15 protein-coding genes are annotated in these 14,940 nt (G+C 43.9%); 3 read left to right on the plus strand and 12 right to left on the minus strand.

Annotated features, from left to right (window positions below):
- Positions 1-3: 3 nt before the first annotated feature.
- Together BMY50_RS01160 and BMY50_RS01165 are read left to right on the plus strand one after the other, a co-directional pair.
- The gene (locus BMY50_RS01160; RefSeq protein WP_093317031.1) at positions 4-1,890 is read left to right on the plus strand and encodes a heparinase II/III domain-containing protein; all 1,887 of its coding nucleotides are present in this window, start codon (positions 4-6) and stop codon (positions 1,888-1,890) included.
- A 46-nt stretch (positions 1,891-1,936) separates the two neighbouring features.
- A complete protein-coding gene (locus BMY50_RS01165) occupies positions 1,937-3,436 on the plus strand; it encodes a glycoside hydrolase family 53 protein (protein ID WP_093317034.1) in 1,500 nt (499 codons plus the stop codon).
- A gap of 123 nt (positions 3,437-3,559) precedes the next feature.
- Here the strand turns inward: BMY50_RS01165 and BMY50_RS01170 are convergent, their stop codons facing one another.
- The 3 genes from BMY50_RS01170 to BMY50_RS01180 form a co-directional block, all read right to left on the minus strand.
- Positions 3,560-3,772 (minus strand): hypothetical protein, encoded by a 213-nt coding sequence (locus BMY50_RS01170; protein WP_093317037.1) that lies wholly within the window; start codon positions 3,770-3,772, stop codon positions 3,560-3,562.
- A 16-nt stretch (positions 3,773-3,788) separates the two neighbouring features.
- Positions 3,789-4,505, minus strand: coding sequence for an FAD-binding oxidoreductase (locus BMY50_RS01175; protein ID WP_093317040.1), 717 nt, complete (start codon positions 4,503-4,505; stop codon positions 3,789-3,791).
- Between the two features lie 72 nt (positions 4,506-4,577).
- Entirely contained in the window at positions 4,578-5,450 is an 873-nt protein-coding gene (locus tag BMY50_RS01180; protein ID WP_238383635.1) for a helix-turn-helix domain-containing protein, read from the minus strand.
- 128 nt (positions 5,451-5,578) lie between these two features.
- Here BMY50_RS01180 and BMY50_RS01185 point away from each other — a divergent pair, with 128 nt between their 5' ends.
- Positions 5,579-6,844: an MFS transporter gene (locus BMY50_RS01185; RefSeq protein WP_093317046.1), complete on the plus strand. Its 1,266-nt coding sequence runs from the start codon at positions 5,579-5,581 to the stop codon at positions 6,842-6,844.
- Positions 6,845-6,985: 141 nt separating this feature from the next.
- Here the strand turns inward: BMY50_RS01185 and BMY50_RS01190 are convergent, their stop codons facing one another.
- The 9 genes from BMY50_RS01190 to BMY50_RS01230 form a co-directional block, all read right to left on the minus strand.
- Positions 6,986-8,992, minus strand: a complete 2,007-nt coding sequence (locus BMY50_RS01190) for a protein-disulfide reductase DsbD family protein (protein WP_093317049.1) — start codon at positions 8,990-8,992, stop codon at positions 6,986-6,988.
- Positions 8,993-9,017: 25 nt separating this feature from the next.
- The gene (gene msrB, locus BMY50_RS01195) at positions 9,018-9,578 is read right to left on the minus strand and encodes a peptide-methionine (R)-S-oxide reductase MsrB (RefSeq protein WP_238383636.1); all 561 of its coding nucleotides are present in this window, start codon (positions 9,576-9,578) and stop codon (positions 9,018-9,020) included.
- The gene (msrA, locus tag BMY50_RS01200) at positions 9,562-10,269 is read right to left on the minus strand and encodes a peptide-methionine (S)-S-oxide reductase MsrA (protein ID WP_093317055.1); all 708 of its coding nucleotides are present in this window, start codon (positions 10,267-10,269) and stop codon (positions 9,562-9,564) included. The genes msrB and msrA overlap by 17 nt, the downstream gene beginning before the upstream one ends.
- Entirely contained in the window at positions 10,250-10,816 is a 567-nt protein-coding gene (locus BMY50_RS01205) for a carboxymuconolactone decarboxylase family protein (RefSeq protein ID WP_093317058.1), read from the minus strand. The genes msrA and BMY50_RS01205 overlap by 20 nt, the downstream gene beginning before the upstream one ends.
- 11 nt (positions 10,817-10,827) lie before the next feature.
- The gene (locus BMY50_RS01210) at positions 10,828-11,679 is read right to left on the minus strand and encodes an AraC family transcriptional regulator (RefSeq protein ID WP_093317061.1); all 852 of its coding nucleotides are present in this window, start codon (positions 11,677-11,679) and stop codon (positions 10,828-10,830) included.
- A gap of 74 nt (positions 11,680-11,753) precedes the next feature.
- Complete coding sequence (locus BMY50_RS01215) at positions 11,754-12,218, minus strand: thioredoxin family protein (RefSeq protein WP_093317064.1); 465 nt, start codon at positions 12,216-12,218, stop codon at positions 11,754-11,756.
- Position 12,219: 1 nt separating this feature from the next.
- Positions 12,220-12,933, minus strand: coding sequence for a peroxiredoxin-like family protein (locus tag BMY50_RS01220; RefSeq protein ID WP_238383637.1), 714 nt, complete (start codon positions 12,931-12,933; stop codon positions 12,220-12,222).
- Between the two features lie 25 nt (positions 12,934-12,958).
- Complete coding sequence (locus tag BMY50_RS01225; protein ID WP_093317068.1) at positions 12,959-13,498, minus strand: carboxymuconolactone decarboxylase family protein; 540 nt, start codon at positions 13,496-13,498, stop codon at positions 12,959-12,961.
- Positions 13,499-13,556: 58 nt separating this feature from the next.
- Complete coding sequence (locus tag BMY50_RS01230) at positions 13,557-14,861, minus strand: spondin domain-containing protein (protein WP_093317071.1); 1,305 nt, start codon at positions 14,859-14,861, stop codon at positions 13,557-13,559.
- Positions 14,862-14,940: the final 79 nt, after the last annotated feature.

Here is a 14,940-nt window from a genome sequence, read left to right on the forward strand (position 1 = left end):
ACTATGAAATATTTAATCGTTCGAGGTAGATGGACAAGTTTCTGCGGAGCATGGTTACTGCTACTGCTGTTGAACTATGTGGCTTATGGACAACAGCCTGCGGATAAGCTAAAGGATCACCCGCGAATTTTGCTTTTAGCGGGAGGCGAAACAAAAATACACGCGTTGGTTAACGAAAATGCTGCCTGGATGAACCTTCATCAAAGCATTTTGGAGGCATGTGATAGTATGTTGACGATAAAACCGGTGGAGCGCACTCTTATTGGTCGACGTTTATTGCAAGTGTCGCGGGAGGCCTTGCGAAGGATTTTTTACCTTTCTTATGCCTGGCGCATGACGGGTGATGAAAAGTATATAAAGCGGGGAGAGCAGGAGTTGCTGGCGGTGTCGCAATTTAGTGATTGGAATCCAACGCATTTTTTGGATGTGGCCGAAATGACAACAGCCGTAGCCATTGGCTATGATTGGATGTACAATAAGCTTCCTACTTCGTCTAAATTGCTTATCAAAAATGCCATTCGGGAGAAAGGAATAACACCCGCCTTGGATGAAGAAAAATGCTGGTGGCTACGGGCAACAAACAATTGGAACCAGGTTTGTAATGGTGGCATTACCTTGGGGGCTTTGGCCATCATGGAAGATGAACCGGCACTGGCACAGAAACTGGTGGATAGGGCCGTTAAAAGTGTGCAATCTTCTATGGCAGAATATGCACCGGATGGTGCTTATAATGAAGGCTATAGCTACTGGGGTTACGGTACATCGTATAATGTTTTGCTGATAAGCGCTTTGGAAGCCGCTTTCGATACAGACTTTGCCTTAAGCCAACAACCAGGTTTCTTGCAAACAGCTCAATTTTATGCAAACTTGATCGGTCCGTCAGGATTACCTTTCAGCTATGGTGATTGCGGAGTGATAGAGGGGGTGCAACCGGCCATGTATTGGTTTGCCGGAAAACTGAACGATCCTTCCTTACTCGCCATCGAGAAACGTTACTTATTGGCACCTAAATTCAATGTAAAAACAAACCGTCTGCTACCGGCGGCGCTGCTATGGGCCAACGGACTAAAACCGGAAATGATCGGCGATTCGGTAAAAACGCTTTGGTATGGTAAAGGAAAAAATGAGGTGGCTATGTTAAGATCGTCTGCCAATTCAGGAGAAGGTCTATATGTTGGACTAAAAGCGGGAACGCCGGGGCTGAGTCATGGACATATGGATATCGGTTCTTTTGTGATGGATGCTAAAGGGGTCCGGTGGTCGATGGATTTTGGGATGCAGCAATACAATTCGCTGGAGTCTGCGGGTCTTGATATATGGAATATGGAACAAAATTCACAGCGATGGGATGTTTTTCGTTATGTAAATTTTTCCCATAGTACGTTAACCGTTAACGGTCATAAACAGGACGTGAAAGGGAGCGCGCAGATCATTCGTACTGCTGAGAGACCATCCGGAGCCTTGGCCGTAATGGAGATGACATCGGTTTATAAACGAGATTTACGTGCTGCAAAACGGGGAATAGCCCTGGTGAACAATCAATTTGTGCAGGTAAGAGATGAAGTGGAAAGTGGGGATAGCAGTGTAATCATTCAATGGAAAATGCTGACGCCTGCGCGCGTGAAAAACCTATCGAAGGATCAGATGGTCTTGTCGAGTCAGGATCAGGAGCTGACTTTATATGTAAGAGGTGCGCCGGAAGCGAGGCTTAAAACCTGGCCGACTACGCCTCCACATGCTTATGATGTACCGAATCCGGGTACGCAACTGGTAGGATTTGAATTGGAGCTGCCACCGCACACGACAAAGTCGATAGATGTATTACTAGTTCCGAAAGGGGATAAGGTGCCAGATGAATTTACCGTGTTAGGGCGTCTCGAAGCTTGGTAGGCTAGGCTCATTAAATTCGATAAATTATAAACCAATAAAATAAATTATGAAAACTCGCTTATTGTTAACAGGTCTTTTAGGACTCGCTTTCGGCTGCAGTAAATCGAAGGTCGATCTGGAGCAGGCAGACAAACTGGCTGCCATAGGTGATGGCATGAAAAATACGTCCCTGCTTTCCAGTAATCAATACAGCTTTTTACGGGGTGCGGATGTGGGCTTTTTGACCGAGATGGAAGATAAAGGTCGGGTGTTTTTCAATACGACTGATCAGCAAGATCTGTTCGTTATTTTGAAAGAACGGGGTATCAATACCATCCGCTTACGTGTTTGGGTGAACCCCACCAGTGCCAACTTGTACAATGGGATTGCGGATGTAGTGGAAAAGGCGGTTCGTGCTAAAAATGCGGGAATGAAGCTGTTTATTGATTTTCATTATAGCGATAGTTGGGCCGACCCGAAGAAGCAAAATATACCGGTGGCATGGACCGGTTATACGTTAACGCAATTGGCCGACGCGGTACGGAACCATACGACTGAATGTTTGGAAGAATTAATTGCCAATGGGGTTGTACCCGCTTATGTGCAGGTAGGCAATGAAACGGATTATGGAATGTTATGGCCGGTAGGTCACATCCCTTCGGGCAATATGGCTAATTATGCGGTCTTACACCAAGCAGGTTATGAGGCGGTTAAAGCGGTGAATAGCTCGATGAAGGTGGTGATACACTTTTCCAGGGGATATGATAATGCTAACTGTGAATATGTGTTGGACGGACTGCTGGCAAATGGTGCTCATTTTGATGTGATCGGTTTGTCGGTATATCCCGGTCTGGAAACTTTTGATGCGGTGTTAACTAATTCAAATAGCAATATGCAGGCACTGGTGAGTAAGTATGACAAAGAGTTGATGGTGGCTGAATGTGGTTATTATCAGTATGAACCGGAAGCGGCGCGGGAGATGATTGCCAGACTCTTACAGGATGTTTCCAGCTTACCGAATGGGAGAGGACTTGGGGTTTATTATTGGGAGCCGGAGGCTTATGATCATCCCGCGGTTAACAAGAGTATTTTTGATGCTACAACGAAAAGTCCAACGGTGGGAATGGATGGATTCTCTTATGTTTCCAACCCAGGTTTTGAAGTGGATACAGTGGCATCTACATCTCCCACAGGTTGGCTTACAGCAGGGGCTAATCCGGATGCGAATTATACTGAAGCCGGTGGCCATATGGGTGGCTTCCGTTTAACCCATTTTAAGAACAGTGCCTATAATGTTTCAACGAATCAGACCATCACGGGCTTAAGCAATGGAACTTATACGTTTCAGGCTTGGGTACGGGGTTCTGTGGGTGCTACTGGTCATTCTCTTTTCGTGAAAGACCACGGTGGTGCGCAGATCAATAAGGATATTGTGCCACAATCAGCTTGGCAAAAAATCCAGATTGCCAATATTCAGGTTAGCAACGGACAGTGTACCATTGGCTTGCAAAGTCTTGGAAACAATACCTACTGCAGCTTGGATGATGTGGAGTTTTTTAGACAGTAAAGAACTGCGGCTAAAGATGCCGTCCAATTGCTATGATAGCCCTTTCGGGGTACCGTTTCCGCAGGAGACAACTTATTATTCTCCGCATAATTTGCGGAGAATATATATCAGTTAATAATAGAACTAATAGAATAATTCTTCACATACAAAACCATTGGTCTGTAAGATATGGATTATTTCCCCCGCATCGTTAGTTGGAGCATCAATCCGTAGGATTTTGTCGCAATCTTCTAGGTCAAAATTCCATTTTGCCCATGGCTTTATTTTGTCCAAATGGGGCTTTAATTGCTGAATATCTTCTTCGCACTGCACGGAAGTTTGAAATATAAAAATCATCAGGTAAATTTTTTATTTATAATCCTTTTTTCCCTTCAAGCCAATAACCATGTGAAACTATTTTACCCTGGTTGCTGGCTTTTAAAACCTTCCGGAACGTTCGGACTGATTTTGCATTTCCGGTTAGAATAAAGGTTGATTGCCGCCATTCGGGCGATTGAATAATCGGCAATTCGTTCACCCATTTTTCATTACTGAAGGAGCCGTTTTTTTTAAATATGACACAGTTTTTCAATTGTAGAAGTGTGGCGATGTTTTCATTCTCTTCGTCTAGTTCTAAATAGAATTGAAATTGGTGCCGATTTTCTCGAAGAACAGGTAAGAAAGAACAGGCAAGACCTAAGGAGGTTTCATCGCCGAAAATAACATATTTTTCTACCGATGGATCGTAATACTTATATGCTCTTGGCGGGTTGATATCAACCTTGTCGCCCATACTCAGTTTGCCCATGAAACAACTTCCGGGGGCTTCGCCATGGAGGTGGACGATTAATTCCAATAGGCTACGAGTAGCATCCACATAAGAAACGGTATATCGCCTCGCCTCAGTATCACTGACACGGAAATCTATAAAGCTTCCCACGCCAACATTTAAGTCTTGAAAATTTCCTTTAAATTGGATTCTTTTTACTGTATTTGATAGGTATTCCACTTCGGTAACCACCATTGATGACGACTTTGCGGATAAAAGACGATCGAAAACATCGAATACCCATTTCGGAGCGCTTGGCATAATCTTGTTTTTTTGAACAAAGAAACCCAGAATAAGCAGCTCAAAAAAGGCTAAAACGTGGTAAGTATTGGACTAATCAAGGTTTTTCTTCCGGAAGGATAAAGCGGTCATGCCAACAGTTTTGGTAAACAACCTGGAAAAATAGGGATAATCGTCATAACCTAATTCGAACGCTATTTCTTTTACCGATTTGTTAGAATGGTACAGTAAACGTTTGGCTTCGAGTATGATGCGTTGCTGAATATGATAGCTTAGGGGTTGGCCGGTGGTCTTTTTGACACATTCGTTCAAATAAACCGTCGATATCTTTAGCTTTTCGGCATAGTCAGCTGGCCTTTTTGTAAGTACGAAATCACGTTCCAATATAGATTTGAATGCTTTCGTGATTATTTCAAAACGGGACAGGTTTTCTGTCGGTTTAGCGAGTGCTAAATACTGCGAGGTAATCAATGCTGCCAATGCATTGCAACTTGCTTTTAATATGGACTGGTATAACGTTTCCTGTTTTCTTTCGAAAAATTTAAAGCACAGCGAAATGGCTTCGGAGACTAGGTCAAAAGTCTCTTTGCTTAATTTTAGTGGTTTCACTGGCGCAATTTCTTGCAGTATGCGGAGGATGTCAGCATTCAGGTTGTCATGACTGATGATCAGTACACGGAGATTTACTTTTTCAAGGTTTATTACGCGATGGACCTGATTGGGTTGTATATAGATAACGGCAGCTCCCGCTACTTGATGCCTTTGAAAATCGATTTCAAAAGTAGTCGTTCCTTTTTCCTGAACGCAAAATAAATGATAATCGTCGCGATGGGCTTGTGTTGCCTGCTCATATAATTCCAGTTCTTTCAATGAGGCCGTTTCTAAGAAAATACCAGTTCCGAACGTATCGGCCATCGTATTTAAGGGGATGGAATTAGGGTTTCCGCTCATGATTGTTCTACTCAATTTTACGTATTTGTTTGCCGGGCAATTTAATAGATTTTCTTTAATGACAAAATCTCTTAGCAATAGCTATATGTTAGGGATTGCTTTTATGCATCATTTTCTCTATTTTGGCCCATCAAATTTTAAGCATGGTTAACTCAGAACCTTACGCATCCTTCAAATATCCGGAATTTAATCGTTTTCTCCTTGTACGCTTTGCCATCGTATTTGCATGGTCAATGCAATTTGTGGTAATCGAATGGGAGGTTTATAGTATCACAAAATCGCCTTTGGCTTTGGGTTATATAGGGCTTTTAGAGGTGATCCCGGCGGTACTTATGGCCTTATTTGCCGGACATGTGGCCGATAGAAAAGACAACAGAACACTTTTGATGAATTGTATCACTGGTTTTTCGGCGATTAGTCTCGGCTTGTTTTTGTTAACATGGCCGCGTGTTGTTGCGGGCATGTCATCCCATACGGTGCTGCTGGGTATCTATGTTTTGGTCTTTCTAGGTGGATTTGTGAGAGCTTTTATAGGACCTACCGTTTTCTCGCTGATGGCTTTCATTTTGCCAAGGAGGTTGTATCCTAACGGAGCTACCTGGAACAGTACGGTAGGGCAACTGGCCCGTGTGTTGGGGCCAGCATTGGGTGGTTTTACCATCGGTATGATTGGTGTACATTGGTCTATGTGTGTCATCTTTGGCTTCTCTCTATTGGCTTTAATTACCTTAACGGGTATCAGCAAGAAGCCGATCATGAATAAGGAAACCGATCAATCGGTATGGAACAGTCTCAGCGAAGGTCTACGTTTTGTATTTCGCGAAAAATCGGTTTTAGGGGCGATTACCTTGGATATGGTGGCCGTGTTGTTTGGGGGCGCTGTAGCCATTTTACCCGTGTTTGCGCAAGATATTTTAAAGGTGGGCTCGGAGGGTTTCGGTATCTTGCGGGCGGCGCCTGCTGTAGGCACTTCCTTGATCATGATTGTATCGGCCTACTTTCCATTGTATAAAAACGCTGGGATGAAGTTATTGTCTGTTGTTTTTGGATTTGGCTTAAGCATCTTGGTCTTCGGCCTGTCTACCAGTTTTTGGCTGTCGGTTATAGCGTTGTTTTTCAGTGGGGTGACGGATGGTGTCTCCATGATCATTCGGGATACAATTTTACAACTGCGAACACCAGATGCTATGCGGGGTAGGGTGGCTTCCGTTAATGCCATCTTTGTAGGATCGTCCAATGAATTGGGTGCCTTTGAAAGCGGGTTGACCGCACGTTTGATGGGGACGGTCACCTCAGTTGTTTTTGGGGGTACAATGACTTTACTCACTGTTGTTACCACTGGTTTAGCTTTACCTGCTTTCAGAAAATTAGATTTGGAAAAGGATCTGAAGAAGCATTTGTCTGATTGAGATTTATAGTATTGTGCGGAAGCCGCCATTGGATCCGTCTCCTATCAGTAGGGCGACTCTGTTACACACTAAACCCGTGACCTTGTTCGTAGCGGGTTTAGTGTGTAATGACGCGCGTATCATTTGCGTCAGATGGATATGTTAAGACTCCTTTGCATGAAAATAATCAAGGCCGCTTTGGAGGAACATGCTAAAGTCTTTTTTAGACATGTATCCTGAAACCGGTGGGTTGATTACCTTCCCATCGGGTGTTATGAGTACATAATGAGGCTGAGAATTATTGTTGAAGTTTAACTGCTGAAACAGTGACCATTTATCACCTACTGTCCTGATTTTTTTTCTTCTTCCATTGCCAATATCGATAGACTGTTGTTGATCATGTGCCAGTTCCTCTCGATCGTCTACATAAAGGGAAGCGAGTATGACCTCTTTCTTAAGCAAGGGTAAGATAGCTGGTTCACTCCAAACAAACTCCTCCATTTTACGACAGTTCTCGCAGCCGTAGCCGGTGAAATCTATTAGTACGGGCTTACCCTCTTTTTGTGCTAGGGTAATGGCCTTGAAGTAATCGTGCTGCGGATGAAGACCTAAAACACCCTCTTCCGGTGAGGCGTAAAAGCTGACATTCAGTGGTGGGAGGATTCCGCTCAGTAAAGCAAGTCTGGGTTGAGTGGAAGGTACAAGCCCTTGCGCTAAATAGAAGGCGAAGAGCATCATCACGGTGGCAAATAACTTCCTTAATGGAGATATTTTTTCATTTCTGCTGTCATAAGGAAATTTCAATTTCCCGAAAAGGTAAAATGCCAGTGCAATCGCGATAAGCATCCATAAGCCAATGAACACCTCCCTTTTAAATAGGAATGTTTTAGAAACCAGATCTGCTTTGGAAAGAAATTTCAGTGCCAGGGCTAATTCAATAAATCCTAATACCACTTTCAGGGTATTCATCCAGCTACCAGACTTGGGAAGTGAAGCTAGCAGCTGCGGAAAAAGTGCCAAGGCCCCAAATATTAGTGCCCAAGCTAGACCGAAACCACCCAAAGCGAAAGTGAGCAGCAAAGGGACATTCCTGGACGCCGAAGCAACTCCTCCCAGCAAACTTCCAAGTATAGGGCCGGTACAGGAAAATGAAACGATAACGAGTGTAAAGGCCATAAAAAAGATGCCCACTATTCCGCCTGCGTCCTCTGCTTTGGATGATCTGTTAACTAGCCAGCTTGGCAAGCTGATGTTATAGTAGCCAAAAAAACTAAGGGCAAAAAATACGAAGACCACGAAAAAAAGGAGGTTCAGCCATATACTGGTGGCAATTTCATTAAAGATATTGCCACTGATACCATCAATCAGATGGAAGGGTAGGCTTAGCGCCAGAAAAATAGCAAGAATAAAAAAGCTGTATGTTAAGGCGTTTCTTCTACCTTTCTTTTTATCGGAAGTACTTTTTGTAAAGAAAGAAACGGTCAACGGAATCATGGGAAACACACAGGGCGTCAATAATGCAATCAGTCCACCTAAAAAACCCAGCACGAAGACTAATCCGTTCCCGTCATTTGTCCTTTCCTGTGCGGCTCCGCTATTTGTTAAGGGATGATCGGGGTCAAGCGTTTTTACTTTGATCACATCATTACCCGCCGTGCCTGCAGCGTTATTGCCGGCATCTTTGGCAATGTCCATTGTTCCGACATCGGCTATATCACCCATGCTGATGGCCTGCGTAAACTCCAGCGTATTCGGTGCTAGACATATCCGATCATCGCAGGCTTGGAAGGTAATCTGTAGGCGGACCTCCGCATCACTTCCCTGGTTCTCTAACCGAAAACGCTGGATGAATTTTGCTGAATCTGCATAATATACGATGCGGGCACCAAAGGCTTCACTGAACTCGGATTTTTTCTTACCCACTTCTATTACATCTCCGATAGGCCGAATATTTTCGGTACTGATTTCAAGGTTGGTGGGTATTCCTGTTTCAGGCGGCAGGTCTTTGGAATAAAGATGCCAGCCTTTGTCGATGGTCGCACTTAATACAGCCTCGTACTCTTCATTGTTAATCTTATTGACTTGGTACTTCCAGTCAACAACCTCTTTAATCTGGGCAAAAAGCGGCTGCACCTGGCACAGCAGTAGCAGCCATAGTAATTTTTTCATGAGAATAATTTATTTTTCTTCGCTTTTATTGCCGGTCTGGTTCGAAATCCAGACAGACGGAATTCATGCAGTAACGTTTGTGAGTTGGCGGAGGGCCATCGTCAAATATATGTCCTAAATGCGAATCGCAACGGGAGCATCTTACTTCAATACGATGCATGTTATAGGAGTCATCATTTTTGTAATACACACTTCCTTTGCGGGCAGGCTCAAAGAAGCTCGGCCAGCCACAGCTGCTGGCAAATTTGGCATCTGATCGGAAAAGCCTGTTGCCGCAGACGGCACAATAATAAGTTCCTCTTGTTTCGCTATCCCAGTATTTTCCCGTGAAAGCTTGTTCCGTTCCCTGTTTTCGAGCTACCTGATAGAGATCGTCTGGAAGGATTTTCTTCCATTCTCTGTCGGATACCTTTAGGTGCATAGTATCCGTACGTGAATAGTAAGGATTTTGATGTTTTTCTTTAGGATCCATTGTATTGCTTTGGCGGGCATTGCTGTGGCAGCTTATCAAAAGAAGAAGACCAATATGCAATGCAAAAAAGTGCCATTTTTCTAGTTTATTATTCATCTTACATACCCTTTCCATGTTTCAGTTTCTCCTGAAAAACTTTGCGAAACTTATCCAATTTTGGTTTGATGACCATCTGACAATAAGGGGCATTCATGTTATTGGCATAATAGTCCTGATGATAGTCTTCCGCTTTATAGAATGTACCATAAGGTACAACTTGCGTCACAATGGTGGCGTTATAAGCTTTCTCCTTATTCAGGCGTTTGATATAATAAGTAGCCAATTCTTTCTGTTCGGCATTGTGGTAAAAAATTGCCGAACGGTATTGTGTTCCCTCATCATTACCCTGTCTGTTCAATTGGGTGGGATCATGGGCTACGAAAAATGCTTCCAGTAATTGCTCATAGGAAATTTTTGAGGGATCGTATACAATATTGCATGCTTCGGCATGTCCAGTTGTTCCTGTGCAAACCTCTTTGTAAGACGGATTAGGTACGGTTCCACCGGTATAACCTGAGGTTACGCTTTCCACTCCGTTTAATTGCTTGAACTGTTCTTCCACACACCAGAAGCAACCCGCAGCAAAGGTTGCAGTAGCCGTCTTGTTTGCGGTAGCTGTTTTCATTATCGTGGTGTCGGTTGAGCCGTTTGAATGGCCATTATTCTTTTGCTGCCAGCCACAGGCCACTATAGGGCTGAGCAGCAACAACAGGGCGAGGCATCTTACGATTGCTACTCCTGGGCGATTATCTTTCTTTACAGTCATCGTTATTCTCTTTATCAAGTGCTGGTGCCAAGGGAAAATCAATGGGCACTTTTAGTGTTTTTGCCGTTAGGTTACTAATATAATTTTCACCTATGGTATGAAGGAGGTCTATTAGCTGTTCATTGGTGTACCCGCTATCAAAGAAGCTGTCTAATTCGACTGCTATATGATGGCCCCTTTTTTCTGCCATTGCTTTGACGAGCTGTGCCAGTGCGTTGAGCTTGGGGTCAAAATCAGCCTTCCCCTGTCTTAGCTGCATGACCTCTTTATCACTAAATCCATTGAGTTTGGCTATCATGGTGTGTGCACTGAGGCAGTAGAGCGAGCCATTGCATTGTGCTAGCACCAGGCTCACCACTTCTCGCTCTCTTAAGCTGAGGGAGGTCTTGCGGCCTTGAAAGTGGTGATAATTGCCAAATGCATGCGTTGAGTGCATCATGGATAGAAAAAGGTTCGGTATATGCCCGAGTCGTTTCTCGAAATATGCAACATAGTTTTTGTTTGCTTCACTTACAGCCTCCAAAAGGGGCATTTCTATTGCTACCATCACTGTATTGTTTAATCGTTCTGCTCTGTAGTTTTGAATTCGGAAGTGTTGCTTCCGGTCTGTTGTTTAAAGAAGCGGCTAAAATGTGCGGGGCTCTCAAATCCTAGTTCATAAGCGATCTCTTTGGCCGATTTATCTGTATAGTGTAGGTATCGCTTAGCCTCCAGGATAATTCGGTTGCGGATGAGCACGGATGGTGCCGGTTGCTTTAAAAGGGCAAACGTGTTGCTCAGCGTTTTGGGTGATTTGTTCAGCGCAGCGGCATAGAACTTCACCTCATGTTCCTTTTTGAAATTTCCTTCGAGTATCAGCGAAAATTTCCGGATCAAATCCATCTTTTCATCTGGAAATAACTGATAGCTTTCGCATTGCTGTTTGGCTATACGTGTTGTCTTGATGATTACTCTTTTGAGCAGGGTTCTCAGCATCTCACCTTGGAAATTATCTCTCACCTGCATTTCGCTGGAGAACACTTGCAATAGATGCTGCATTTCATCCGTTTCTGCAGGTTCCAATTTGATGAACATGGGGTGGTGGATTCCATAGAATAGGAAGCCAACGCACCCTACTTCTGCATCGTGGTTCAGGATACAATAAAATTCGCGGTTGAACTGCCACGCTACCAGCTCTCCGGGACGTTCGAACTGAAAGTGCTGGTTGGAAACTAATGGTAGGATGCTGGCTTCGGGCATGAGGTAGGTAACCTCATCAATTTTTACCTGTTGTGCAGCACCTTTATTATAAATAAAAGTGTTGATCGGTTCAGGATCATTTTTCCGTAAACCACTGCCCGACAGTAATTTATTATTGTGGTGCATTACAAAACGTCCGAGCGTTCCTTTTTCATTGTATTCGCTGATCATATACGTATCGTTATTTAAAGCTACGGCCTATTCTTGTACTAATATACCTGTTTTTTTTGAGCGCTGCTGACCGCTTATTTCTTTGTCTTTGCTTGCTTTCCGAAGGCCACTAGTCTGTCTCCATTCACAAAACCTACTTGCCGCATAAGCAGTTTCCCGTCTGGACTGAAGAATAGCAACGTTGGGTAGGCTGTTACTTCCCATTGTTCTGCAAGTTCGATGCCCTCACCCTTTTCCATATCTATAGTATAGTTGATAAAATGGTCATTGAAATAGGCAGCCGCTCCATCCTCCATGAATGTTTTCGATTTCAGCAATTTACAGGGGCCACACCAGCTTGTGTAGGCATCCACAAAAATATATTTGCCGCTTTTTTTTGCCTTGGTGGAGATATCTTTCCATTGGCCATCCGTGAAATGGATGCCTTTGGCCATGGTAGATTGCTCTTTCATCTGCGCTTCGGCCGCACTGCTAAGAAACAATGCAAGGCAACAGCATATAATGCGCAGTGCTTTTGGATAGTTGTTCACACTTTTCATCTTACAGGTCTTTATAGATCGTCGTCGCCACCGCTTTCAATAAGTCGGGACTAAGACGTTGTTTGAAATCCGGGTTAATGTATTCATAATGTATTTTGCCAGCCCTATCCAGAATAAATACTGAGGGAACGGGCAGCAATAGCTCCTTATCTATACCTCCAGTGGTTTTGGGCAGCATTTCCCAATAACCTTTGGGCGCTTTGAACGCAAGGCCAAATTTTTTGGATACCTGTAGGTCGGCATCTGAAAGCAATGTATAACCTAATTGCTCCTTCGAGGCCGATTGGATCAATCCTTCAGGGCTATCGGTACTAATGGCGAGTAGTTGATAACCGATTTTTTCCAGCTCCGGCATCAGCTCCTGTAAACCGGAAAGCTGTTTGGAGCAATATGGGCACCATCCACCTCTGTAAAAAATTAGGACGGTTGGTTTGCTTGCTATTGCTTTATTCAGATCAAATTCCTTTCCGGAGGCATCTTTGAGCCTTACTGTTGGAATCGATTCACCGATGAGCAAAGGGCTGATATCTGTTGGATTTTGCGGTATCATATACATGGGTTCATCCGTATTCATTCTGGACGACATCTCCATCTTGTTTTCTTTACCCATTTTATCCTGTGCCTTCGTTATATTCAGTGTCAGGAAGATAGTTATTGTTATTATTGCCATCGCTACATGAATTGCTTGATGACTCATCGTTTTTATATTTCTCATGGATCGGATCTTTAAAAATTGCCTATTATGCTATTTCTTTTGCCAATGGAAAATCCACGGGCACTTGTGTGACTGCATGTAATAGGTTACTAATGGTCCTGTCGCCAATCAACATGATCAGGTCGACCAAATTTTCTTTCGTGTATCCCGAATCGAAAAATGAAGTGATCAGCGCTCCATCAATATGAGGATGGTTTTCGGTGATTGCCTTTGTTAACTTCACAAGGCTGTTCAATTTCTCGTCGGAAGAAACGCTACCTGCCCTGATCTCCAATGCCAAGTCCCCGCTAATGCCTGTCGTCTTTGCGATGACAGTATGAGCGCTTAGGCAATAAATACAATTATTGACCTGACTTACTACCAGGTTAACAGCTTCTACTTCTTTGGCCGTTAGAGAGGAGGGACTGTCCTCTAATTGCAGGTAGGCTTCTAAAGCATGTTCTGAGTACGCTATCACGTTATATAGGTTTGGTACTTTGCCAAATGATTGCTCCATCTTTTCGAAAAGTTTGCGGTTCTTTTCTGATATTTCTTCCTTTTTTAAGAGGCTGAATATTTTTTCCATGTCGATTTTTTTGAGGAAGAAGCGCACTTTCGTGACTTCTTCCAGGGGTGTTATTGATTTATTCTAGTGTTACTTTGATGATGTTTTGGATAGCTGGTAGGGTAGTGAAAGCGTTGGGGTTCGGTACCTCTCTAATAGCTTCGCTTTCTTCTAAAGGTGTACCTGCTAAGTTAAACTGTGTAATGCCGGCACCTGGGAACTGATTCACTGCGGTACCGTTATCAAATAAACCGATAGCCGTAGATATATCGCCCTTCTGCGTGGCGTCTACACCGTTATCTTTCGATGCAAAAAACCAGTCGTTGGAAAAGCCATACATGGTGGCAATAGCCAATCGGTCGCCTTCGGCAACATTCAATTGCTGTGATACGCTGCCTCCGGCCTGTTCACCTATTTTCGGCAACAGGATCGTCGAGCTTGCCGCAGGCAATACGTACACTTCTTTTACACCTTCCACAGTTTTCAGGTGGTCGGCCAGTAAGGAGGCATCTCCCTTTTGGGCCAGTTCCTTTAAGCCTTCTCCACGGTCATTCTCTCCTGTTTTGTAAATAGGATTTTCGTTGCCTTGATAAACAACAACCAGTATCGGAGAAAGGGGAGTGAAGATTCCGGTTTGCCCCTGGATATATTCTCCCAATACACTGTTATCTCCCATTTCTGCAATATTGGTGAGGCCGTTCGCGGTGGGTTTGCCCGCTTCATATAAGGGGTTCGGACTTAAGAGATCGCCCCCGGCTATATAAGAAATGGTCCATACACCCGGACTGAACGGAGTTGCATTGCTTGTATTGCCGGAGGTGTTTTCGATGGTCAATGTAAAAGTCGAATTGCCTTCATAGTGTAGGCTGGCCTTCATCAGCGATGAGGCCGTTGCATAACTGTTGCCTTGCGCGTCGGTGCCTGTGACTTCGGTGATGTTTTGCCCGCTAGCTTCAGCTGTACCTGGATGACTTACATTTGCTCCTGGAACCTGGTTGATACGAGTGCCGTTGTCCCATAACTTGATCTGGGAAGAAACATCTCCCTCAATCGGAGCACCATCTTCCGTATATAAGGTTATACCCGGGTTGGCCGGAGCGAAGAATAGGTCGTTCGACCAGCCGTACATAGTGGCAAAGGAAAGTGCCTGACCTTTGGCAGCCGAGAACTGAAAGGAAATCGATTCACCAGGCATAATCACTGGTGCACTTCCCTCATTTTTAAAGGTTCCCGATTGTACTAATGGCCTAGAATCAAGTACATTTTCCACTCTAATGGTAGAAGCCATATCCATTTGTTGACCATTGTCGTCATCTTTATTACAGGCTGCAAATAAGAAGGGCAGTGTTGCGAGGGATAACCAAACTGATTTTCTGTGTTCCATAATCTATGTCTTTTTCTTTGTTAATTTTGTTAAGACAAAGGTAGATTGGATAAGCCCCACTGGAGATATCCGTATTTCC

Source organism: Olivibacter domesticus (genome assembly GCF_900109575.1).
Classification (GTDB): domain Bacteria; phylum Bacteroidota; class Bacteroidia; order Sphingobacteriales; family Sphingobacteriaceae; genus Olivibacter; species Olivibacter domesticus.

Coding starts and splice junctions, on each gene's coding strand:
- BMY50_RS01215 (WP_093317064.1), bottom strand. CDS start 12,218: ATGAAAAGTGTGAACAACTATCCAAAAGCACTGCGCATTATATGCTGT.
- BMY50_RS01160 (WP_093317031.1), top strand. CDS start 4: ATGAAATATTTAATCGTTCGAGGTAGATGGACAAGTTTCTGCGGAGCA.
- BMY50_RS01165 (WP_093317034.1), top strand. CDS start 1,937: ATGAAAACTCGCTTATTGTTAACAGGTCTTTTAGGACTCGCTTTCGGC.
- BMY50_RS01190 (WP_093317049.1), bottom strand. CDS start 8,992: ATGAAAAAATTACTATGGCTGCTACTGCTGTGCCAGGTGCAGCCGCTT.
- BMY50_RS01210 (WP_093317061.1), bottom strand. CDS start 11,679: ATGATCAGCGAATACAATGAAAAAGGAACGCTCGGACGTTTTGTAATG.
- BMY50_RS01225 (WP_093317068.1), bottom strand. CDS start 13,498: ATGGAAAAAATATTCAGCCTCTTAAAAAAGGAAGAAATATCAGAAAAG.
- BMY50_RS01205 (WP_093317058.1), bottom strand. CDS start 10,816: ATGGTAGCAATAGAAATGCCCCTTTTGGAGGCTGTAAGTGAAGCAAAC.
- BMY50_RS01170 (WP_093317037.1), bottom strand. CDS start 3,772: ATGATTTTTATATTTCAAACTTCCGTGCAGTGCGAAGAAGATATTCAG.
- BMY50_RS01230 (WP_093317071.1), bottom strand. CDS start 14,861: ATGGAACACAGAAAATCAGTTTGGTTATCCCTCGCAACACTGCCCTTC.
- msrB (WP_238383636.1), bottom strand. CDS start 9,578: ATGGAAAGGGTATGTAAGATGAATAATAAACTAGAAAAATGGCACTTT.
- msrA (WP_093317055.1), bottom strand. CDS start 10,269: ATGACTGTAAAGAAAGATAATCGCCCAGGAGTAGCAATCGTAAGATGC.
- BMY50_RS01185 (WP_093317046.1), top strand. CDS start 5,579: ATGGTTAACTCAGAACCTTACGCATCCTTCAAATATCCGGAATTTAAT.
- BMY50_RS01220 (WP_238383637.1), bottom strand. CDS start 12,933: ATGAGAAATATAAAAACGATGAGTCATCAAGCAATTCATGTAGCGATG.
- BMY50_RS01175 (WP_093317040.1), bottom strand. CDS start 4,505: ATGCCAAGCGCTCCGAAATGGGTATTCGATGTTTTCGATCGTCTTTTA.